Annotated in this window: 23 protein-coding genes; 19 read left to right on the top strand and 4 right to left on the bottom strand. The window is 75.2% G+C overall.

All coding sequences use genetic code 11. The features are described 5' to 3' along the window. The first annotated feature begins 53 nt into the window (after window positions 1-53). The 4 genes from RB146_07910 (at window position 54) to rsgA (ending at window position 2,258) form a co-directional block, all read left to right on the top strand. Window positions 54-233, top strand: coding sequence for a hypothetical protein (locus RB146_07910; GenBank protein ID MDQ7828905.1), 180 nt, complete (start codon window positions 54-56; stop codon window positions 231-233). A 100-nt stretch (window positions 234-333) separates the two neighbouring features. Further along, window positions 334-816, top strand: a complete 483-nt coding sequence (locus tag RB146_07905) for a DinB family protein (GenBank protein ID MDQ7828904.1) — start codon at window positions 334-336, stop codon at window positions 814-816. Continuing rightward, entirely contained in the window at window positions 816-1,334 is a 519-nt protein-coding gene (locus RB146_07900; protein MDQ7828903.1) for a putative metallopeptidase, read from the top strand. The genes RB146_07905 and RB146_07900 overlap by 1 nt, the downstream gene beginning before the upstream one ends. Before the next feature lie 9 nt (window positions 1,335-1,343). Beyond that, entirely contained in the window at window positions 1,344-2,258 is a 915-nt protein-coding gene (gene rsgA, locus RB146_07895; GenBank protein ID MDQ7828902.1) for a ribosome small subunit-dependent GTPase A, read from the top strand. 60 nt (window positions 2,259-2,318) lie between these two features. On the opposite strand, the gene RB146_07890 is transcribed toward rsgA, so the two are convergent. After that, window positions 2,319-3,578: an MFS transporter gene (locus tag RB146_07890; GenBank protein MDQ7828901.1), complete on the bottom strand. Its 1,260-nt coding sequence runs from the start codon at window positions 3,576-3,578 to the stop codon at window positions 2,319-2,321. A 59-nt stretch (window positions 3,579-3,637) separates the two neighbouring features. Between RB146_07890 and aroC the strand changes: the two genes are divergently transcribed. The 5 genes from aroC to aroA all read left to right on the top strand — a co-directional run bounded on the left by aroC (window position 3,638) and on the right by aroA (window position 8,578). Continuing rightward, on the top strand, window positions 3,638-4,759 hold the full coding sequence (aroC, locus tag RB146_07885) for a chorismate synthase (protein ID MDQ7828900.1): 1,122 nt from the start codon (window positions 3,638-3,640) through the stop codon (window positions 4,757-4,759). Continuing rightward, window positions 4,756-6,363, top strand: coding sequence for a 3-dehydroquinate synthase (gene aroB / locus RB146_07880; GenBank protein MDQ7828899.1), 1,608 nt, complete (start codon window positions 4,756-4,758; stop codon window positions 6,361-6,363). The genes aroC and aroB overlap by 4 nt, the downstream gene beginning before the upstream one ends. Next, window positions 6,345-6,797: a type II 3-dehydroquinate dehydratase gene (aroQ, locus tag RB146_07875; protein MDQ7828898.1), complete on the top strand. Its 453-nt coding sequence runs from the start codon at window positions 6,345-6,347 to the stop codon at window positions 6,795-6,797. Before aroB ends, aroQ begins: the two co-directional genes overlap by 19 nt. Window positions 6,798-6,827: 30 nt before the next feature. Further along, entirely contained in the window at window positions 6,828-7,208 is a 381-nt protein-coding gene (gene aroH / locus RB146_07870; GenBank protein ID MDQ7828897.1) for a chorismate mutase, read from the top strand. A 74-nt stretch (window positions 7,209-7,282) separates the two neighbouring features. Continuing rightward, a complete protein-coding gene (gene aroA, locus RB146_07865) occupies window positions 7,283-8,578 on the top strand; it encodes a 3-phosphoshikimate 1-carboxyvinyltransferase (GenBank protein MDQ7828896.1) in 1,296 nt (431 codons plus the stop codon). Window positions 8,579-9,324: 746 nt separating this feature from the next. Here aroA and RB146_07860 read toward each other — a convergent pair. Then, window positions 9,325-9,681: a hypothetical protein gene (locus tag RB146_07860; GenBank protein ID MDQ7828895.1), complete on the bottom strand. Its 357-nt coding sequence runs from the start codon at window positions 9,679-9,681 to the stop codon at window positions 9,325-9,327. 621 nt (window positions 9,682-10,302) lie between these two features. On the opposite strand from RB146_07860, the gene aroF reads away from it, so the two are divergent. The 10 genes from aroF to trpA are packed head-to-tail and all read left to right on the top strand — an operon-like array spanning window position 10,303 to window position 20,133. Next, window positions 10,303-11,322 carry a 3-deoxy-7-phosphoheptulonate synthase gene (aroF, locus tag RB146_07855; protein ID MDQ7828894.1) on the top strand — a complete coding sequence of 340 codons (1,020 nt, stop codon included), beginning with the start codon at window positions 10,303-10,305 and terminating at the stop codon, window positions 11,320-11,322. 1 nt (window position 11,323) lies between these two features. Then, the gene (locus tag RB146_07850) at window positions 11,324-12,208 is read left to right on the top strand and encodes a prephenate dehydrogenase (protein ID MDQ7828893.1); all 885 of its coding nucleotides are present in this window, start codon (window positions 11,324-11,326) and stop codon (window positions 12,206-12,208) included. After that, window positions 12,208-13,782 carry an anthranilate synthase component I gene (gene trpE, locus RB146_07845; protein MDQ7828892.1) on the top strand — a complete coding sequence of 525 codons (1,575 nt, stop codon included), beginning with the start codon at window positions 12,208-12,210 and terminating at the stop codon, window positions 13,780-13,782. Before RB146_07850 ends, trpE begins: the two co-directional genes overlap by 1 nt. Beyond that, window positions 13,782-14,396 carry an aminodeoxychorismate/anthranilate synthase component II gene (locus RB146_07840; protein MDQ7828891.1) on the top strand — a complete coding sequence of 205 codons (615 nt, stop codon included), beginning with the start codon at window positions 13,782-13,784 and terminating at the stop codon, window positions 14,394-14,396. The genes trpE and RB146_07840 overlap by 1 nt, the downstream gene beginning before the upstream one ends. A gap of 49 nt (window positions 14,397-14,445) precedes the next feature. Beyond that, window positions 14,446-15,468, top strand: coding sequence for an anthranilate phosphoribosyltransferase (gene trpD, locus RB146_07835; protein ID MDQ7828890.1), 1,023 nt, complete (start codon window positions 14,446-14,448; stop codon window positions 15,466-15,468). A 38-nt stretch (window positions 15,469-15,506) separates the two neighbouring features. Beyond that, complete coding sequence (gene trpC / locus RB146_07830) at window positions 15,507-16,355, top strand: indole-3-glycerol phosphate synthase TrpC (protein MDQ7828889.1); 849 nt, start codon at window positions 15,507-15,509, stop codon at window positions 16,353-16,355. Window positions 16,356-16,374: 19 nt separating this feature from the next. Next, window positions 16,375-17,397 (top strand): tryptophan--tRNA ligase, encoded by a 1,023-nt coding sequence (gene trpS, locus RB146_07825; protein MDQ7828888.1) that lies wholly within the window; start codon window positions 16,375-16,377, stop codon window positions 17,395-17,397. A 3-nt stretch (window positions 17,398-17,400) separates the two neighbouring features. Beyond that, window positions 17,401-18,051: a phosphoribosylanthranilate isomerase gene (locus tag RB146_07820; protein MDQ7828887.1), complete on the top strand. Its 651-nt coding sequence runs from the start codon at window positions 17,401-17,403 to the stop codon at window positions 18,049-18,051. Between the two features lie 16 nt (window positions 18,052-18,067). Further along, window positions 18,068-19,333, top strand: coding sequence for a tryptophan synthase subunit beta (trpB, locus tag RB146_07815; protein ID MDQ7828886.1), 1,266 nt, complete (start codon window positions 18,068-18,070; stop codon window positions 19,331-19,333). Next, the gene (gene trpA, locus RB146_07810; protein MDQ7828885.1) at window positions 19,330-20,133 is read left to right on the top strand and encodes a tryptophan synthase subunit alpha; all 804 of its coding nucleotides are present in this window, start codon (window positions 19,330-19,332) and stop codon (window positions 20,131-20,133) included. Before trpB ends, trpA begins: the two co-directional genes overlap by 4 nt. On the opposite strand, the gene RB146_07805 is transcribed toward trpA, so the two are convergent. Together RB146_07805 and RB146_07800 are read right to left on the bottom strand one after the other, a co-directional pair. Further along, complete coding sequence (locus RB146_07805) at window positions 20,105-21,001, bottom strand: ABC transporter permease (GenBank protein ID MDQ7828884.1); 897 nt, start codon at window positions 20,999-21,001, stop codon at window positions 20,105-20,107. The two genes, trpA and RB146_07805, sit on opposite strands and share 29 nt — an antisense overlap. Continuing rightward, on the bottom strand, window positions 20,998-21,242 hold a 245-nt coding region (locus RB146_07800; protein ID MDQ7828883.1), incomplete at its 5' end, for an ABC transporter permease subunit. The genes RB146_07800 and RB146_07805, both read right to left, overlap by 4 nt.

Genomic DNA, 21,242 nt, shown 5'->3' with positions numbered 1-21,242 from the left:
CCTCGTGGTGACGGGCACCGAGAACAAGGGGAAGGTGAACCGGAGGCTGTACGTTGCCCTTCGTCTGTGACGCCTGCGGGCGCCGCCAGGACCCGGCGGCCCGCCTCGCCTGGTACGAGGGGACGGGCGCCGACCTGGACGAGGCGGGGGAGCTCGACGTGGTGTACCTGTGCGCGCAGTGCTACCAGCGCCTCGACGCGGAGGAGAAGCCGCGGTGGCGGCCGGTGCGCTAGGCCCCGCGCCCCGGCGCGGGCCGGCCCCGGGCAGGCGGCTTGGCCCGGACCGGTGCGGGGCAGCCGAGGGGCCGTCGTCAGGCGGGAGGAGCAGGAGGCGATGCCGGACGAGTTCGTGAACGCGGTGGCGGACGTGCTGGAGGACCTGCGCCGCCAGGTGGTCGAGGCGGTGGCCGACCTCGACGACGAGGACGTCAACCGGCGCTTCCCCGGGCTGCGCAACACCGTGGGGATCCTGCTGCGCCACATCGCCGGCTCCGAGCGCTACTGGGTGCAGGGGATCGTGGGCGGCGCGACAGTGCTGCGTCACCGGGACGCGGAGTTCGGCCCCGACCGCCTGGAGAAGGCGGCGCTGCTGGCGACGCTGCGCACGGTGGGGGAGGAGAGCGCGCGCGTCCTGGCCCAGCTCCCCCCCGAGCGCCTGGCCGGGACGGTGCGGGTCGAGCGCGCGGGGGGCAGCGCGGAGGTGACGCGGACCTGGGCCCTGCTCCACGCCGTGCAGCACCTGGCCTACCACCTCGGGCAAATCCGACAGCTGGCGGCGCTGGCCCGCCACGCCCGCGCGGCCACACCGGCCTCCTGATGCGCTGGCAGCCCGCTCCCGACATCCACCGCCGGCTGGTGCGCATCGCCCGCGCGCTGGGCTTCGACCACGTCGACCCGCGGCGGGTCCACTGCCTGCGCGTCTTCGGCTCGCGCGCCAACGCCTACGCCCGCATCTGGGGGCTGCCGCAGATCTTCCAGCGGGCGCTGCGCGTGCGGGCGCACTACGTGGTCGAGGTGCTGATGCCCGACTTCGGGCGCCTCAGCCGGGCGCAGCAGGACCGCGTCCTCATCCACGAGCTGCTGCACATCCCCCGCACCTTCTCCGGGGGGCTGCGCCCGGAGCGGGCGCCGCGCTTCGCCATCACCCACCACACCGTCAGTCGCCTCTACCGGCAGTACCTCACCGCGGCGCGCGGCCGCAGCGCCGGCCGCCGGCGCGGCGACCGCGCCGCCGCCGCGGGGCGGAGCCGCGGGTCGGCAGGTACCGGCCGCCGCGGCGGCCGGGGCCCTGGCGTGCGGGGCGCACCTCTGCGCACCGTGAGCGACGGTCGGTAGCGCCGCTCCGTGGCGGAGGCGCGGGGCGCCGCGTCGCTAGCGGAGGGGCTGGTCGCCCGGGCGACCGGATCCTTCTGCGAGGTCTACCACGACGGCCGGACGGTGCGCTGCGTCCTGCGCGGACGGCTGCGCGGGATGGCGGGGCGTCCGGTGCCCGGCGACCGGGTGCAGTTCCGGCCGGGTGCAGACGGGACGGGCGTCCTGGAGGCGGTGCTGCCGCGCCGGACCGTCTTCACCCGCTGGGTCCGCGGCGCGCGGCGGGTCATTGCCGCCAACGTCGAGCAGGCCGTAGTGGTCTTCGCCGCCGCGTCCCCCGAGCCCGAGCCCGGAGCCATCGACCGCTTCCTGGCCCTGGCGGAGGCGGCGCACGCGGCGCCGGTGCTGTGCGTGAACAAGGCGGACCTGGCCGACCCCGCGCCGCTGGTGGCGCGCTACCGTCCGCTCTACCCGGTGCTGGTGACGAGTGCGCGCACCGGGCAGGGGCTCGACGAGCTGCGCGCGCGCCTGGCCGGGCGCATCTCCGTGGTCGTCGGGCCCTCCGGCGTGGGGAAGTCGACGCTGCTGAACGCGCTCCAGCCCGGGCTGCGGCGGCGCACCGGTGAGCTCTCCCCGCGGACCGGGCGGGGACGCCACACCACGACGGTGGCCGAGCTCCTGCCGGTGGCGGAGGGGTTCATCGTCGACACGCCGGGGGTGCAGGTGCTGGAGCTGGAGCCGCTGGCGCCCGAGGCGGTGGACGACTGCTTCCCCGAGATCGCCGCCCGCGCCGCCGCCTGCGCCTTCCGCGACTGCCTCCACCTGGAGGAGCCGGGGTGCGCGGTGAAGGCGGCGGTGGCGCGCGAGGAGATCGCGCCGTCGCGCTACCGCAGCTACCTGGCGCTGCTGGACGAGGTCCGCCGGGCACGGCGGGGAAGCGGGCGGTGACGACCGGTCGCCGGCCCCGCGGTGGCGCCAGCAGGCCGTCCGGAGCCCGCGAGCCGGCGGTCAGTCCGGATAGCGCGAGAAGATCAGGTATGCGCCTGCGCAGGAGACCGCCGCGAGCAGCAGGGCCGCCCGGAGTCCCGGCGCCAGCGGCGGGGTGTATCCCAGCCCGTCGAGGAGGGCGCCCAGCGCCACCGCGGAGGCGGCCGTCACCCCGTTCAGCACGATCCCTTGGAAGGCGAAGAACATCCCCTCCACGCGGCCGCGTCCGGCGCGCCCGTGCTCCTCGGCGATCGTCGCCAGCAGCGCATTGGGCAGCATGAAGAGCCCGGCCACGGCCGGCCCGGCCAGGGCCACCAGCGCCGTGCCCAGCAGGGCGGGATCGAGCGGGAGCGGCCATCGCCCCAGGCCGGCCATCAGGAGCAGGAAGAGGGCGACGGCGGCGACGGCCCGCCGCAGCGTGCGCGGGGCGCCCCAGCGCGCGGCCAGACCGCTCACCAGCGGGAGGGCCGCCACCGTGGCGGCCAGGCCGGCGCCGAGCACCGCCGCCACCATGGCCTGCGGGAGGCCCATCAGCACTGTGACGACGAGGGCCAGGGTCAGCGTGACGGTGTTAAGCCCGAACCACAGTGCGGCCAGGCCGGGGAGGTAGACGCGGAAGCGCGCGTCGCTCCACACCCCGCGCAGCGCGTCCGGGAAGGTCCGGGGCGGGTCGGTCGTCGGCGGCTCGTGCACGCCGAGCCCGGCGGCCAGGAGCGCAGCCAGCCCGAGCGGCGCCAGCGCGACGCCCAGCTGCGGAAACCCCAGGCGGTCGGCCAGCAGGGGGGAGAGGACGAAGGCGACGCCGACCCCGGCCAGGTTGGCGGCGGTCAGCCAGGCCACCGTGCCCAGGCGTCCCTGCCCGCCGGGGGTGAGGTCGGGCAGGAGCGCCGTGTACGGGTTCAGGACGAGCGTGTACAGGAAGAAGAACAGCCCCAGGGTCACGGCCAGGTAGAGGGCGTTTGCCGGGGAGGGCCACGCGTGCGGCGGGCGCCACACCAGCACGAAGGTGAGCGCCAGCAGCGGTGAGGCCGCCAGGATGAAGGGGCGGCGCCGCCCCCAGCGCCAGCGCACGCGGTCGCTCCAGTGGGCCACCAGCGGGTCGGCCAGGGCGTCGACGACCCGCCCGACGCCGAGGGCCACGCCCACGGCCGCCGCCTCCGCCCTCGGCGGGAGCGGCTGTCCCGGCGGCGGGGCGTAGAAGTAGAAGAGCCACAGCAGCACCGTCTGCTGCAGCAGGCCGCTGCCGAAGGCTCCCAGCGCGTAGAGGCCAGGACGGACCATACCGCTCCCGCCGGCGCCTGCCACCCCGCACCACCCGGCGGCGATCTTATAATGACGCCATGCTGCGCTTCCTGACCGCCGGGGAGTCGCACGGCCGGGCCCTGGTGGCCATCCTGGAAGGGATACCGGCGGGCCTGCCGCTCACCGAGGAGGACCTGGCCCGGGACCTGGCCCGCCGGCAGGGCGGCTACGGCCGCGGCGGGCGGATGCAGATCGAGCAGGACCGCGCCGAGATCGTCTCCGGGGTCATCCGCGGCGAGACCATCGGCGCCCCCATCGCGCTGTGGCTGGAGAACCGCGACTGGCGGCGCGACGAGCCCGATATCACCCGTCCGCGCCCGGGCCACACCGACCTGGTGGGCGCGCAGAAGTACGGCTTCCGCGAGGTGCGGCGGGTGCTGGAGCGCAGCAGCGCCCGGGAGACGGCGGCCCGCGTGGCGGTCGGCGCGATCTGCCGCAAGCTGCTGGCCGCCTTCGGCATCGAGATCTTCAGCCACGTCACGGAGATCGGCGGCGTGGCCATCGCCGCGCGCCCGGCGGCCTGGGAGGCGTATGCGCCCCGGGCCGAGGCGTCGCCGGTCCGGGCCGTGGACGAGGAGGCGGCCCGGCGGATGATGGCGGCCATCGACGAGGCCGCCGAGCGCGGCGACACGCTGGGCGGGGTCTTCGAGGTCGTGGCGCTGGGCGTCCCGCCCGGGCTCGGCAGCTACGTCCACTGGGACCGCAAGCTGGACGCCCGGCTGGCCGCCGCGCTCATGTCCATCAACGCCATCAAGGGCGTGGAGGTGGGCTTGGGCTTTGAGGCGGCCCGCCGCCCGGGCTCGGAGGCCCACGACGAGATCCTCTACGAGCGCGGGCGGGGCTTCTACCGCGCCAGCGACCGGTCGGGGGGGCTGGAAGGGGGTACCACGACCGGCGAACCCCTGGTGGTGCGCGCGGCGATGAAGCCGCTCTCCACGCTGCGGCGGCCGCTGCGCTCTGTCGACCTGGTGACGAAGGAGCCGGTCGAGGCGGTGGTGGTGCGCAGCGACGTCTGCGCCGTCCCCGCCGCCGGGGTGATCGGCGAGGCCATGGTGGCCTACGTCCTGGCGGACGCCTTCCTGGAGAAGTTCGGCGGCGACGCGCTGGCGGACATCCGCGGCGCCTACGACGCCTACCTGCGCCGCCTGCGGGAGATGTGAGCGGCGTGGTGCGCAGCGTCGTGCTGATCGGCATGCCGGGGGCGGGGAAGTCGGTGGTCGGGCGCGCGGTGGCGGCGCGGCTGGGCTGGCCCTTCGTCGACACCGACGACCTGGTGGTGCAGCGGGCCGGCCGGCCGGTCACGGCGATCTTCCAGGAACAGGGGGAGGGCGCCTTCCGCCGGCTGGAGCGCCTGGCGGTGCGCCGTGCCGCCGCCGCGCACCCGGCGGTCATCGGCACCGGCGGCGGCGTGGTGCTCGACGAGGGCAACCTGGAGGCGCTGCGCCGGCGCGGGCTGCTGATCTGGCTGCAGGCGCCGCCGGAAGTCCTGCTGAGCCGGCTCGGCCCGGGGGCGGCCGACCGCCCGCTGCTCGCCGCCGACCCGCCCGGCCGGCTGGAGGCGCTGCTGCGCGCCCGGGCGGCGCGCTACGCCGAGGCGGACATCACCCTCGACGGTACCCGCCCGGTGGACGAGGTGGCCGAGGAGATCGTCGGCCTGGTGCTGCAGCGCGCCGCGGCGACCGTCCCCGTGTCATTGCCGGGCGGCGGCTACCCGGTGCGCATCGGGGCGGGGCTGCTCGACTTGCTGGGCGCGGAGGTGCGGCGGCGGGTCGCCCCGAGCCGCATCGTGCTGCTCACCCACGGCCGGCTGTGGCGCCGCTTCGGGGCCCGCGCCGCCCGGGCGCTGGCAGCGGTCGGGCTGCCGCCGCTGCGGGTGACGGTCCCGGAGGGGGAGCGGGCGAAGAGCCTGCGCGCGGCCGCCGGGGTGATCGACCGGATGGCCGCGGCGGAGGTGGACCGCCGCGCCGCGCTGGTCGCGCTCGGGGGCGGGGTGGTGGGCGACCTGGGCGGGTTCGTCGCCGGAGTCTACATGCGCGGCATCACCCTGGTGCACGTCCCCACCACGTTGCTGGCCCAGGTGGACAGCGCCATCGGCGGCAAGGCGGCGGTGAACCACCCCCGGGCCAAGAACCTGGTCGGGGTCTTCCACCAGCCGGCCGTGGTCGTGGCCGACGTGGAGACGCTGCGGCCGCTGCCCGAGCGCGAACTGCGCTCGGGGCTGGCCGAGGTGGTGAAGTACGGGATGGCCTGCGACGCCGCGCTGGCCGACTGGGTGGAGGCCCACCTGCCGGCGGTGCTGGCCCGCGATGCGGCGGTGCTGGCCGACCTGGTGGCCCGCTGCGCGGCGGTGAAGGCGCGCGTGGTGGCGGCGGATGAGCGCGAGGCGGGCCCGCGGCGCGTCCTCAACTACGGGCACACGGTGGGACACGCGCTGGAGCGGCTGGACGGGCGCCTGACCCACGGCGAGGCGGTGGCGCTGGGGATGTGCGTGGAGGCGGAGGTGAGCCGCCGCCTCGGCCTGCTGGCCGGGGAGGCGGTGGAGCGGCAGGCGACGCTGCTGGCTCGCGCCGGGCTGCCCACGCGCCTGCCGGCGGACGCGCCCGACGCCGGGGCGCTGCTGGCGACCATGCGCCTGGACAAGAAGACGGCGGCCGGGGCATTGCGCCTGGTGCTGCTGAAGGAGGTCGGGCAGGGGGTGATCGACCAGGTCGTGCCGGAGGCGCTGGTGCGGGAGGCGCTGGGGGCGTGTCGCGCATCCTCGTGATCTTCGGGCCGAACCTCAACCTGCTCGGTGAGCGGGAGCCGGAGGTGTACGGGCGCGAGCCCTACGCCGCGCTGGTGGAGCGCCTCGAGCGGGTGGGGCGGGAGCTCGACGTGGAGGTCGAGGTCTTCCAGTCCAACCACGAGGGGGCGATCATCGACCGGCTGCACGCGGCCCGCCGCACCCACGACGCGGTGGTGCTCAACGCCGGAGGCCTCACCCACACCAGCGTGGCGCTGCGCGACGCCGTGGCCGCGGTGGGGCTGCCGGTGGTGGAGGCGCACCTCTCCAACCCGGCACGGCGGGAGCCCTTCCGCCGTCGCTCGCTGCTGGCGGAGGTGTGCGTGGGCTCCATCGCCGGGTTCGGCGGGGAGTCCATGGTCCTGGCCCTGCGCGCCGCCGCCGCGCTCCTCCAGCGGCCGGGAGGGCGGGCCTGATGGACCGCAGGTCGGGCGGAAGGGTCTGAGATGCACATCCGGGGCATCCGCGGCGCCACGTCGGTGGAGGCCAACACGGCCGAGGCGATCCTGGAGGCGGCCCGCGAGCTGCTGGTGGAGATCGTGCGCCGCAACGGGGTCGAGCCCTACGAGGTGGCGGCAGTGATCTTCACGGCCACCGGCGACCTGGACGCCGCCTTCCCGGCCGAGGCGGGCCGGCTGCTCGGGTGGACCCACGTCCCGCTGCTCAGTGCCCGCGAGATCGACGTCCCCGGGGCCCCGCCGCGCACCATCCGCGTCCTCTTGCTGTGGAACACCCCGCGGGCACAGGAGGAGATCGTGCACGTCTACCTGCGCGAAGCGGTGAACCTGCGCCCCGACCTGGCACGGGGGCAGCGCCCCACGCCGTGACTCCCCCTGCGGGGTCGGCGCCCCGCGCCGACTCCGGATTGGCCCCGGAGGAGGCGCCGCTCGGGGCGGGCGCGGTGGCGTCCCCGCCCAGGCCGGCGGTGCGCGCCGTCCGCCCCGTCGTCGGCACCGTCAGCGTCCCCGGGTCGAAGAGCCTGACCAACCGCGCCCTCCTCCTGGGGGCCCTGGCCGAGGGGACCACCGTCGTCGAGGAGGCCCTGTGGAGCGAGGACACCCGGCGCATGGTCGAGGGGCTGCGCGCCCTGGGCTTCACCGTTGAGACCGACCTCGCCGGCGGCCGGCTCGTCGTGCACGGGGCGGCCGGGCGGGTCCCGGCCGTCGAGGCCGTCGTCGACGCCGGTGACGCCGGGACGGTGGCGCGCTTCCTCACCGCCGTGGCCGCCTGCGGGCACGGCCGCTGCGTGGTGGACGGGAGCGCGCGCATGCGCCAGCGCCCCATCGGCGGCCTCGTGGAGGCGCTGCGGGCGCTCGGCGGCGACCTTGACGCCCCCACCGGCTGTCCGCCCGTGCACGTGCGCGGCCGGGGCCTGGCCGGCGGGCGCGCCGCCGTCCGGGCGGCCCGGAGCAGCCAGTTTCTTTCGGCCCTGCTCATGGCCGCGCCACTGGCCCGCAGCCCAGTCGAGCTGGAGGTGCAGGGGACGCTCCCGGCGGCGCCCTTCGTGGAGATGACGGTGCGGGTGATGGCGGCGTTCGGCGTGACGGTGGAGCGCCCGCACCCCGCCGTCTTCCGCGTGGCCCCGCAGCGCTACCGTGCCCGCCGCTACCGGGTCGAGCCCGACGCCAGCAGCGCCTCCTACTTCTTCGCCGCGGCCGCGGTCACCGCCGGGCGCGTGGAGGTGCCGGGCCTCCGCCCCGACTCGCCCCAGGGCGACCTGGCCGTCCTCGAGGTGCTGGCGCGCATGGGGTGTGCGGTGCGCTGGACGGCGGACGGTGTGGAGGTGAGCGGCCCCGCGCGGCTGCGCGGCGTGGATGCCGACCTGGGGGCCATGCCGGACATGACCCCCACCCTGGCCGCCCTCGCGCCCTTCGCCGACGGGCCGGTGCGTATCCGCGGTGTGGCCGTGGTGCGCCACCACGAGAGCGACCGCCTCCGCGCCCTGGCGCAGGAGCTGCGCCGCCTGGGGCAGGAGGTGGTCGAGCACGACGACGGGCTGGAGGTCCATCCGCGCCCGCTCCGCCCGGCGGTGGTGGAGACCCACGGCGACCACCGGCTGGCGATGGCGTTTGCGGTCACAGGGCTGCGCGCGGAGGGACTCCTGCTGCGCGGCGCGGAGTGCGTCGCCAAGACCTTCCCCGACTTCTTCGAGCGGCTGGAGGCGTTGGTCGAGGGAGGAGGTCAGACGCCCAGGTAGGTGAGGGCCACGGCCGCGTCGCTGGCCAGGGCGTCGGGGGTGCCCTCGTAGACCACCTGTCCCCGGGTCATGATGGCGACGCGGTCCAATCCGGCTCGCAGCAAGCGGCTATGACGGAGAAGGCGTGAAGGTGGCATATTGAAGATGGCATATTGATCCGCGAAGGCTTCCTCCGCCTCGACCGCTGCATTGTCATCCCAAAAGGTCAGCTACGCCCCAGAGGTGTTGCATTGACAGACAGCGCGCTAACCGCGCTGCAGTACTGTTTCTCATGGTTCCTCACCGGCGAACTTGATGTCACCTTTGCACAGTACCGGAGCAGATTACTGGAAGCGGTGGGGAAAACGTTCCAACAGGAGCCTTAAGATCATTCAAACTCCTCGTGCAACCGCCGTGAGGACTCGGATACCCCCACAGGTGATTGATTAATTCTGCCACGTCCCGGGTCACTCGCGCCGAGTCGATCGGACTCAATGTCATCTGCGAATGGGGTGTAGACGCCCGAGGCGCTGACCCGCCAGCCGCCCCAGCCTCCGACGGCGGTTTCCGAGCCCGGGCCCTTATCTGGCTTCTGACAGCAGTCTCTAGGCGCGTGCCTCAGGCTCCCGGGGCACTTCTCCCCGGTCTGCCTTTCTACACCCCACTCGGCACGGCGTCTGCGGAGAGGCTGATGATCTCGTCGGCCGGTGCGTCCTGAAGGTGCTGCGGCGTTACTGCTACCTGCGTAGTTGCGGGCAGCATCCCCGTCAGTCGATCTGCCGGTCTTCGTCCGGCTCCCGCCGGCGCGGGCGCAGCCGCGTCGCCCGGGCGACCCCGCGGGGGGTGAGCGTGTAGGCGGGCCGCCGGCCCGGCGGCGCCTCGGCTACGGTGAGCCACCCCTCCCGCAACCCGCGCAGGCAGGCCGCCCGGACGGCGGCCAGCGAGAGCCCGGTCCGCAGCGGGAGGTCGTACAGGCTGACCGCGCGCCGGAACCAGGCGCCGGCATCGTAGAGGGCGCCGAGGACCGCGTCGAGGTCGTCGCCCTGCCTCGTCTCGCCGTTGCCGTCCCGCCCCGCCTCTGGCGCCTGCGGCCCCTCAGGCGGTTCGTGCCTGGACTCCTCCACGGTCCTCGCACTCCCTCCGATCGTTCGGGTGCGCTGCGGCCCGCCCGCTGGGGGTGGTGCCGGTGGTGCGGCGGGTGCTGGCACAGGTGACGACGACAGGGCGAACCACGACGGTATGCCCGGCGGGGCTACCGGCGAGACGGCCTCTGGGAAGATCACTGCCACAGGACATCTGGACACCCCACCGGGGTCCGGGCTCAGTCGGCCGTGACCGTGGCCTGGCACGGGCCCATTCGGAGGAGCCCGGTGTCTCCGTTCGCGCAGCGCTTCTATCCATAGGGGGTTGACGCTCGTGCTATAATCCCTGCACACAGGTGCATACCGGCCGCCGAGGATCGGGAAGAGTACCGGCGGGGAAGGTGCCCGGAAGGGCCACCGGGGGGCGCGCCAGGCGCCCGAAGGTGCGAGCGAGCCGCGCAGCGGTGGGAGCGCGGTACCGGATCCGCCGGGAATGGGCCCGGGAGGCAGGGCGTCAACGAGTGCCGGGGTGATGTCTGCCGCATGGCGCGGCAGGCGCCCGGAATCGACGGTGGCACCGCGGGAGTCAGACTCTCGTCCTCGACAGGCGAGAGTCTGTCGTTTTTTCGGGCGGCGGGAACGGTCAGAGGGGGGCCGCAGGGGATGATCGTCGTGATGGAGCCGGGAGCCACGCAGGCGCAGATTGAGGGTGTGGTGCAGAAAATCAAGGCGGCGGGGCTGGGGACGCACCTCTCCGTCGGGACGGAGCGGACCGTCATCGGTGTGGTCGGCGACAGCCACACCAAGGAGTTGCTGCGCGACGCGCTCGAGGCGGCGCCGGGCGTGGAGAAGGTCGTCCGCATCCTCCAGCCCTTCAAGCTGGTGAGCCGCGAGTTCCGCCCGCACGACACCATCGTGCGGGTGGGCCCGGCGGCCATCGGCGGCACCCGCGTGGCCGTCATCGCCGGACCCTGTTCCGTGGAGAGCCGCGACCAGATCCTCCGCACGGCGGAGGCGGTGAAAGCCGCGGGGGCGACGCTCCTGCGCGGCGGGGCCTTCAAGCCCCGCACCTCGCCCTACTCGTTCCAGGGGCTCGAGGAGGAGGGGCTGCGGTTGCTGGCCCAGGCGCGCGAGCGCACCGGCCTGCCGGTGGTCACCGAGGCCATGGATGCCGCGCAGCTGCGCATCGTCGCCGAGTACGCCGACATGATCCAGATCGGCGCCCGCAACATGCAGAACTACCCGCTGCTGCGCGACGCCGGCCGGGTGGGCAAGCCGGTGCTGCTGAAGCGCGGGCCGGGGGCGACCGTGGAAGAGCTGCTGCTGGCCGCCGAGTACATCATGAACGAGGGGAACTACGAGGTCGTCCTCTGCGAGCGCGGGGTGCGCGGGTTCGGCAACTACACCCGCTACACGCTGGACCTCTCCGCCGTCCCCGTCCTCCAGCACCTGACCCACCTGCCGGTGATCGTGGACCCGAGCCACGCCACCGGGAAGTGGCGGTACGTCGAGCCGATGGCCCTGGCCGCGGTGGCCGCCGGCGCGGACGGCATCACGGTGGAGGTGCACCCGGAGCCGGACCGCGCCCTCAGCGACGGGCCGCAGTCCCTCACGCCGGAGAACTTCGCCAGGCTGATGACCCGGCTGCGCCCGGTGGCGGCGGCGGTGGGACGGGAGGCCTGACCTGGCCAGCCGCTGCGTCGCGGTCGTCGGGCTGGGGCTGGTCGGCGGCTCGCTGGGGATGGGGTTGCGGCGGGCCGGGTGGGCGGTGGTCGGGGTCGACCGCGACCCCGCCGTGGCAGAGGCGGCGGTGGCCCGCGGGGCGGCGGACGAGGCGGGCACCGACCTGCGGGCGGTGGGCGGGGCGGAGGTGACGGTCGTGGCGGTGCCGCTGGCGGCCATCGTGCCGGTGGCCCGGGCGGCGGCGGCGCACATGCGGCCGGGGGCGGTCCTCACCGACACGGGGAGCGTGAAGGCCCCGGTGGTGGCCGCGCTGGCCGGGCTGCCGCGCGTGCGCTTCGTCGGCGGCCACCCGATGTTCGGATCGGAAGGGGAGGGGATCGCGGCGGCGGAGGCCTCGCTCCTGCCGGGCCGGCCGTACGTGCTGACGCCGGTGGAGGGGACCGACCCGGAGGCGGTGGGCGTGGTGGAAGCCCTGGTGCGCTCGCTGGCGATGCAGCCGGTGCGCCTGCCGCCCGAGGCGCACGACCGGCTGGCCGCGCAGGTGAGCCACCTGCCCTACCTGGTGGCACTGGCGCTGGCCGAGGCAGTGGAGGAGGAGGCCCGGGCCATCGCCGGCCCCGCCTTCCGGGAGATGACCCGGGTGGCCCGCAGCCCGCGACCGATGTGGGCGGCCATCGCGCGCGCCAACCGTGAGGCCATCCTGGCGGCGCTGGACCGGTTCCAGGAGCAGCTGGCGGCGCTGCGCGCCGCGGTGGCGTCGGCGCGGCTGCACGAGGACCACCCGCACGCTGGGGACGTCACGCGCTCCGGAGACGGCGCGCGCCCCGGGGCGGCCGCGCACGGAGACGCCGCGCGCCAGGAGGACGCCACGAGGGAGGGCGGCTGATGCGGCTGGAGATCGAACCGACGAAGACGGAGTTCCTCTCGCGCCTGCGGGAGGGCAACCTGGTCCCGGTCTGGGGCGACCTGCCGGCCGACCTGGAGACGCCGATCTCCGCCTTCCTCAAGCTGCGCCGCGGCCGTCCCGTCGGCGGGGCGCTGGAGGAGGCGTTCCTCCTGGAGAGCGTGGAGGGCGGCGAGCGCATCGGCCGCTACTCCTTCCTGGGTGTCGGCCCCTTCCTCACCCTGCGCGCCTGGGGCCGGCGGGTGGAGCTGCGCGCGGACGGGCGCGTGGAGGAAGTGGACGGCGACCCCACCCAGGTGTTGCGCGAGGTGCTGGCCCGCTACCGCCCCGCGCCGGTCGCGGGCTTCCCGCGCTTCTTCGGCGGCGCGGTGGGCTACTTCGGCTACGACCTGGTGCGCCAGTGGGAGCGCCTGCCGCACCGTCCGCCCGACGATCTGGGCCTCCCCGACTGCTACCTGGTCTTTGCGGACGCGGTGGTGGTCTTCGACCACCTGAAGCACACCATCCGCATCGTGGCCAACGGCTTCGCCGACGGCGCGGGCACGGGCGCGGCCGCCTACCAGCGGGCGGTGGAGCGCGTGGAGGGGTTGTACGAACGGCTGCGCCGGCCGATCGTCCTGCCAGAACCGGCGGGGCGGGTGGACCCCGTGCCGCAGACGACCATGCCGGTGGGGCAGTTCGTGGAGGCGGTGGCGCGGGCGAAGGAGTACGTGCGGGCGGGGGACATCTTCCAGGTGGTCCTCTCCCGCCGCTTCGCCCTGGAGGTGCCGGGGGTGGACCCGCTGGACGTCTACCGCGCCCTGCGGACGGTGAACCCCTCCCCCTACATGTTCTTCCTGGACTTCGACGGCGTGCAGCTCGCCGGCTCCTCGCCGGAGCTGCTGGTCCGGCTGGAGGGGGACGTGGTGGAGACGCGGCCGCTGGCCGGCACCCGGCCGCGCGGCCGCGACGAGTTCGAGGACCGCCGCTACGAGGCGGACCTGCTGGCCGACGAGAAGGAGCGGGCCGAGCACGTGATGCTGGTGGACCTGGGGCGCAACGACCTGGGCCGGGTCTGCCGCTACGGCACGGTGGAGGTCCCCGAGCTCATGGCGGTGGAGCGCTTCTCCCACGTCATGCACATCGTCAGCGACGTCCGCGGCCGGCTGCGCGCGGGGCTGGATGCGGTGGACGTGCTGCGGGCCGCCTTCCCCGCGGGGACGGTGACCGGGGCGCCCAAGGTGCGGGCCATGGAGATCATCGACGAGCTGGAGCCGGTGGCGCGCGGGCCCTATGCGGGGGCGGTGGGGTACATCGGCTTTTCCGGGACGATGGACACTTGCATCACCATCCGCACGCTGGTGCTGACCGGCGGGCGGGCCTACGTGCAGGCCGGGGCGGGCGTGGTGTGGGACTCCGTGCCGGAGCGGGAGTACGTGGAGACGGTGAACAAGGCGAAGGCGCTGGTGCGGGCCCTCGAGCTGGCCGGCCGGCGCTACCGGGAGGCGGAGCGCGACGCGGCCGTCCGCGCCGCCGCGCCCGCGGCCGTGCCGGTCCCCGGCGGGGAGGGACGTTGATGCCGACCGTGGTGGTGCTCGACAACTACGACTCCTTTGCCTACAACCTGGTGCAGTACCTGGGCGAGCTGGGCCAGGGCGCCTTCGACGTGGCCGTCTTCCGCAACGACGCGGTGGACGTCCCCACGCTGGCGGGGATGCGTCCGGCGGCCATCGTCATCTCGCCGGGCCCGGGCACGCCGGAGGACGCGGGCATCGGGCTGGAGGTCTTGCGCCGGCTGGGCCCCACCACGCCGGTCCTGGGGGTGTGCCTGGGGCACCAGTGCATCGGGGCCGCCTACGGCGGCGTGGTGCGGCGGGGGACGGTGCCGGTGCACGGCAAGACCTCGCGCATCCACCACGACGGGCGCACCCTCTTCGAGGGCGTTCCCAACCCCTTCGAGGCCACCCGCTACCACTCGCTGATCGTGGACCGCGCGGGGCTGCCCGACGTCCTGGAGGTCAGCGCCTGGCTGGAGGACGGCACCATCATGGGGCTGCGGCACCGCGCCCATCCGGTGGAGGGGGTGCAGTTCCACCCCGAGTCCATCCTCACCGCGCCGGGGAAGCAGATCCTGCGCAACTTCCTGCAGCGGGCCGGGCTGGCGGTGCGGCCGGCGACGGTAGTGCCGTAGGCGGGGACCGGCGGGCGCCGCGGCAGAGGCGCACGGGGAGGGGCGGACGATGGAACTCAAAGAGGCCATCCGGAAGGCGGTGGAACGGCAGGACCTCAGCGAGGCGGAGGCGCACGACGCGCTGGGGGTGATCATGGACGGCCAGGCCACCCCGGCGCAGATCGCCGCGCTCATCACCGCCCTGCGCATGAAGGGGGAGACGGTGGAGGAGATCGCCGGCTTCGCCCGGGGGATGCGCGAGCGGGCCCAGCGCATCCGCCCGCGGGTGGACGGCCTGGTCGACGTCGTGGGCACCGGCGGCGACCGCATCTCCACCTTCAACGTCTCCACGACCGCGGCCTTCGTCGTGGCCGGGGCCGGGGCGTACGTGGCCAAGCACGGCAACCGCGCCGTGAGCCGGCGCTGCGGGGCCGCGGACGTCCTGGAGGCGCTGGGGGTGAACATCCAGGTCGCGCCCGAGGTCGTAGAGCGGTGCGTCGAGGACATCGGCATGGGCTTCCTCTTCGCCCCGCTCTACCACCCGGCGATGAAGCACGCCGTGGGGCCGCGGCGGGAGATCGGCATCCGCACCGTCTTCAACATCCTGGGGCCGCTCACCAACCCCGCCGGCGCGCGCCACCTGCTGGTGGGCGTCTACGACCCGGCCCTCACCGAGCTGCTGGCGCAGGTGCTGCTGGAGCTGGGGGTGCGCCGGGCCCTGGTGGTGCACGGGGACGGCATGGACGAGGTGAGCACGCTCGGCCCCACCCGGGTGGCGGAGGCGCGGGACGGGCGGGTGCGCACCTACACCGTCGAGCCGGAGTCCCTCGGCCTGCCCCGCCCCGCCCCCGAGGCCATCGCCGGCGGGGCGCCGGAGGAGAACGCGCGCGTCGCCGAGGCGGTCCTGCGCGGCGAGCGCGGGGCGCCCCGCGATCTGGTCCTGCTGAACGCCGCGGCGGGGCTGGTGGCGGCCGACCTGGCGGAGGACCTGCGCGAGGGCCTGGCCCTGGCGGTGCGAGCCGTCGATTCGGGGGCGGCCTACGAGCGGCTGGAGGCGCTGCGCGCCCGCACCCGCGCGGAGGCCGTGGTGTAAGGGTGGGAGTGGACGCCCGTGGATGCGGAGGCGGCCGCGTGAGCGCACCCCCGTCGGTCCTGGAGACGATCGCCGCGCACAAGCGCGCGGAGGTGGCCGCCGCGCGCGCCCACGTCTCCGACGCGGAGGTGCGGCGCCGCGCCGCGGCGGCGCCGGCGCCCCGCGACTTCGCGGGGGCGCTGCGGGGGGCGGGGTTCGGGGTCATCGCCGAGATCAAGCGCGCCTCGCCCTCCGCCGGGACGCTGGGCGACGTCCCCTCCCCCGCCGCCCTCGCCCGCGCCTACGCGGACGGCGGTGCCGCCGCGCTCTCGGTGGTCACCGACGCGCGCTTCTTCCGCGGGCGGCCGGAGGACCTCCAGGAGGCCCGCGCGGCCGTGGACCTGCCGGTGCTGCGCAAGGACTTCGTCCTGGAGCCCTACCAGGTCTACGAGGCGCGGGCGCTGGGGGCGGACGCCGTCCTCCTCATCGCCGCCCTGCTGGAAGTGGAGGCGCTGGCGATGCTGCGGCGCCTGGCCGCCGAGCTGGGGATGGCGGCGCTCGTCGAGGTCCACACCGTTGAGGAGGCCCGGCGGGCGCGCGCGGCGGGGGCGGAGCTCGTCGGGGTGAACAACCGCGACCTGCGCACCTTCACCGTCGACCTGGAGACGACACGGCGGCTGGCGCCCCTGCTGCCGCCCGGCGCGGTGCGGGTGGCGGAGAGCGGGATCGGCGGACCGGCGGACGTGGCGCGCCTACGCCCCTACGTCGACGCGGTCCTGGTGGGGAGCGCGCTGGTGCGCAGCCCGGACCCCGCCGACCTGGTGCGCCGGATGCGCCTGGCGGCCGCCGACGTGCCCGTCGGGCCGCACGCCCGGGTGCCGGGCCGCGGCGGGAGGACGGACGGATGAGGGACGGAGGGATGGACCGGTGAAGAGGGGACGGCTGCTGACGGGGGACCGCCCGACCGGCAAGCTCCACCTGGGGCACTACGTCGGGACGCTGGCCAACCGGGTGCGCCTGCAGGACCAGTACGAGTGCTTCTTCTTCCTGGCCGACTACCACTTGCTCACCACGCGGCTGGAAGGGCTGGACGAAGTCGAACAGAACATCCGCGAGATCGTGCTGGACTACCTCAGCGTCGGCATCGACCCGCAGCGCAGCACGATCTTCGTCCAGTCCAAGGTCCCCCAGATCCCGGAGATCGCGCTGGTCTTCTCCATGCTGGTCACCGTCCCGCGGGCGCAGCGGGTGCCCACGCTGAAGGAGGTCATGCGCGACCTGCAGATCGCCCAGCCGTCGGTGGGCCTGCTGGCCTACCCCATCCTGCAGGCGGCGGACATCCTCTCGGTGCGCGCGGAGATCGTCCCCGTGGGGCGGGACCAGGCCTCCCACCTGGAGCTGACCCGGGAGATCGCCCGGCGCTTCAACGAGACCTTCGGGCCGGTCTTCCCCGAGCCGCAGACCCTCCTCGGGGACGTGCCGGTGCTGCCGGGGATCGACGGCAAGGCCAAGATGAGCAAGTCCCTCGGCAACGCCATCTACCTCTCCGACGACGAGGCCACGGTGACGCAGAAGGTCATGCGCATGTACACCGACCCGACCCGCATCCACCCCACCGACCCGGGGCACGTAGAGGGCAACCCCGTCTTCATCTACCACGACGCCTTCAACGCCGACCGCGCCGAGGTGGAGGAGCTGAAGGCCCGTTACCGCCAGGGGCGCGTGGGGGACGTGGAGGTGAAGCAGCGCCTGGCCCGGGCCCTCAACGCCTTCCTCGAGCCCATCCGGGAGCGCCGTCGTCGCTACGAGGCGATGCGCGACGCCGTGGACGACATCCTGGCGGCGGGCTGCCGCCATGCCCGGGAGGAGGCGGCGGTCACGCTGGAGCTGATGAAGGCGGCGATGAAGTTCGACTACTTCCCCGAGGCGGCCCCGGTGCGGGCCGGCTAGAACGTGCCCCGCGTCCGCGTGAAGATCTGCGGGGTGCAGGACCCCGCCACCGCCGAGGCGGCCGCGACGGCCGGGGCGGACGCGGTGGGGCTGGTCTTCGCGGAGAGCCGCCGCCGGGTCACGGTGGCGCAGGCCACCGCCATCGCTCGGGCGCTGCCGCCCTTCGTGGCGGCGGTGGGGGTGTTCGTGGACGCGCCCCTCGAGGAGGTCCTGGCGCTGGCGCACGGGGTGCCGCTGGACGCGGTGCAGCTCCACGGCGAGGAGAGCCCCGAGGAGGTGGAGGCGCTGCGGGCGCAGGGGCTGCGCGTCATCAAGGCGGTGCGCGTGGGGGAGGAGGATAGTGCGGCCGTTGTCAGGGCGGCCGTGGAGCGCTTCTCTCGGGCGTCGGCCATCCTCCTGGACAGCAGGGGAGAGGGCGTGGCCGGGGGGAGCGGGCGCCCCTTCCCCTGGGCGGTGGGTGAAGGGCTGAGCGCCAGGATGCCCGTCATCGTGTCCGGCGGGTTGCGGGCGGAGACGGTGCCGGAGGCGCTGACGCGCCTCCGGCCCTACGGGGTCGACGTGAGCAGCGGGGTGGAGCGCGACGGGCGCAAGGACCCGGAGGCCATCCGCGCCTTCGTGGCGGCCGTGCGCGCCTGGGAGTGCGCGCAGCGCTGACTGGAGGAGGGCACGTATGGACCGATCGCCCGTGACCTCGCCGCCGGGCCGGCGCGGGTACTTCGGATCCTACGGCGGGCGGTTCGTGCCGGAGACGGTCATCCCGGCGCTGGAGGAGCTGGAAGCGGCCTACGCGACGCTCTCACGCGACGCCGGCTTCCAGGAGACCTACGCCCGCTACCTGCGCGACTACTGCGGCCGCCCCACTCCCCTCTTCTCCGCCGCGCGGCTCTCCGCCGCGCTCGGCGGCCTGCGCGTCTACCTGAAGCGCGAGGACCTGCTGCACACGGGCGCCCACAAGATCAACAACGCCCTCGGGCAGGCCCTGCTGGCCCGCGCCATGGGCAAGCGCCGCATCATCGCCGAGACCGGCGCCGGGCAGCACGGCGTGGCCACGGCCACGGCGGCGGCGCTGCTGGGGCTGGAGTGCCACGTCTACATGGGCACCGAGGACATGGCCCGCCAGCGCCTCAACGTCGTGCGCATGCGCCTGCTGGGCGCCGAGGTGATCCCCGTGGACGGGGGCAGCCGCACGCTGAAGGACGCCATCAACGAGGCGCTGCGCGACTGGGTGACCAACGTCCGCACCACCTTCTACGTCATCGGCTCCGTCGTGGGCCCCCACCCCTACCCGACCATCGTGCGGGACTTCCAGGCGGTGATCGGCCGCGAGGCCCGCGCCCAGGTGCTGGAGGCCGCGGGCCGCCTGCCCGACGCGGCCGTGGCCTGCGTGGGCGGCGGCAGCAACGCCATCGGGCTGTTCCACGCCTTCCGCGACGACCCGGTGCGCCTCGTCGGCGTGGAGGCCGGCGGCGCGGGGCTGGCCAGCGGGGCGCACGCCGCCACGCTGGTGGCCGGCCGGCCCGGCATCCTCCACGGCGCCTTCTCCTACCTGCTGCAGGACGCCAGCGGGCAGGTGCGCGAGACCCACTCCATCTCCGCCGGGCTCGACTATCCGGGGGTGGGACCGGAGCACGCCTACCTGAAGGAGACGGGACGGGCGGAGTACGTGGCGGTCACGGACGCGGAGGCGCTGGAGGGGTTCCGCCTGCTGGCCCGCACCGAGGGGATCCTGCCGGCGCTGGAGCCGGCGCACGCCGTGGCCTACCTGCCGCGTCTGGCGGCGTCGCTCCCGCCGGAGGCGGTGGTGGTGCTGGGGCTCTCGGGGCGCGGCGACAAGGACGTCGAGGTGGTGGCGCGGGCGGTGGGGGAGGACGCCACGGCGGTCGTGGACGGCGCGCACCCGGTGCCGGCCCTCGCGGAGCGGGAGCCCCGCCGGTGAGCCGCCTGGGGGAGCGCTTCGCCGGCCTGGACGGGCGGCCGGCCCTCATCCCCTTCCTCATGGCCGGCGACCCGGATCTGGAGGCGAGCGGGCGGCTGCTGCGGGCGGTGGCCCGCGTGGGCGACATCGTCGAGGTGGGCGTGCCCTTCTCCGACCCCATCGCCGACGGTCCCACGAACCAGCGGGCGGCGCAGCGCGCCCTCGCCGGCGGCGTCACCCTGGGTGCCGTACTCGAGCTGGTGCGCGCGCTGGCCCGCGACGTCCCCGTCCCCGTGGTGCTCCTCACCTACGCCAACCCGGTCGCCCAGTACGGGTGGGAGCGCTTCTGCCGCGACGCGCGCGCGGCGGGCGTGGACGGCGTGGTGGTGCCCGACCTCCCGGCCGACGAGGCCGACCCGCTCCTGGCGCCCGCCCGCCACCACGGACTGGACACGGTCTTCCTGGTGGCCCCCACCACCTCGGAGCCGCGCCTGCGCCTGGCCGCATCCCGCTCCACCGGGTTCGTCTACTGCGTCTCGCTCACCGGGGTGACCGGGGTGCGCCGCGCAGTGCCGCCCGAGGCGGTGGACCTCCTGCGCCGCGTGAAGGCGGTCACGCCTCTCCCGGCCTGCGCCGGGTTCGGGATCGCCACGCCGGAGCAGGCGGCGGCCGTGGGGGCGGCAGCCGACGGGGTGATCGTCGGCAGCGCCCTGGTGGACCTGGTCGAGCAGCTGGGTGCGGCGGCGGAGGGGCCGCTGGTGGAGCTCTTGACCCGCGTGCGCGCGGCGCTGGTCAGGACGTCGCCCGCGCCTCAGGCCTGACGGTCGAGGCGCCCGCCACGGCGCGGGCGGGCCGTGACGCCGGGTTCAGCCATCCCTCGAAGTCCGCGCCCAGCACCGAGAGCAGGAGGGTCACAGCGGCCACCCCGAGGGCCGGCGGCATCGCCCACCACAACCAGGTGGACCCGAGGAAGAGCAGCGGGTAGCTGAACGCGCCGTGCAGCACCGTGCCCCAGCTGGGCGCGTTGGGATCGCCGAGCCCCATCAGCGCCAGCGCGGCCTCCATGAGGATGGCCCAGCGCACCGTGAGCAGGAACTTGGTCCACAGCGTGGGGGCCACTTCGGGCAGGAGGCAGGTGCGCAGGATGCGCCCGGGACCGGCTCCCAGTGCCCGGGCCGCGGCGACGTAGTCGCGCCGGGCGGCGCTGAGCGCCTGCGCCCGCACCACCCGGGCGAAGGCCGGCCAGGCCACCACCGCCAGCGCGGCCACCAGGTGCCAGAGCCCGGGGCCGAGCAGCGCCAGCACCAGGACCACGAGCGGCAGGTGGGGGACGGCGAGGAGGGCGTCGGTGAGGGCCAGCAGGGTCGGGCGGCCCGCCGGCCAGGTGACGGAGAGGAGTCCGACGCCGCCGGAGATGATCGTCGAGCACCCCGCCACCGCGAACCCGACGAGGAGCGACGCGCGCGCCCCGTGCAACCACTGGCTCCAGAGATCCTGCCCCAGGTCGTTCGTCCCGAGCGGATGTCCCGGACCCGGCGGCATGAGCGGGGCCGCCACCATCGCCCGCGGCGGGTAGGGGCTCAGCGCATCCGCAAGCAGGGTGGCCAGCAGCAGCCCGCCCAGTCCGAGAAGCGCCGGCAGGGTCCCTCCGGTGAGCGTGTGGCGCACCAGGCGCCGCAGACCCGTCACGCCCGCCGCTCCCGCAACCGTGGGTCGAGGCGGGCGGCCGCCGCGTCCAGGAGGAAGGTCGCGGTGAGGACGGCGGCGCTCGCCACCAGGAAGATCCCCTGCAGGACCGGGTAGTCGCGGCGCGCCACGGCCTCGAAGAGGAGCAGCCCCATCCCCGGGTAGGCGAAGATGCGCTCGACCACCGCCGCGCCGGTGACGGCGAAGGCCATCCGCAGGCCCGCCAGCGTCAACAGCGGCGGCA

This window comes from Armatimonadota bacterium (assembly GCA_031081585.1).
Taxonomy (GTDB): Bacteria; Sysuimicrobiota; Sysuimicrobiia; order Sysuimicrobiales; family Humicultoraceae; genus Geohabitans; species Geohabitans tengchongensis.
Note: the sequence above shows the minus strand (reverse complement) of the source record. Positions and strands in the feature narration are given on the sequence as shown.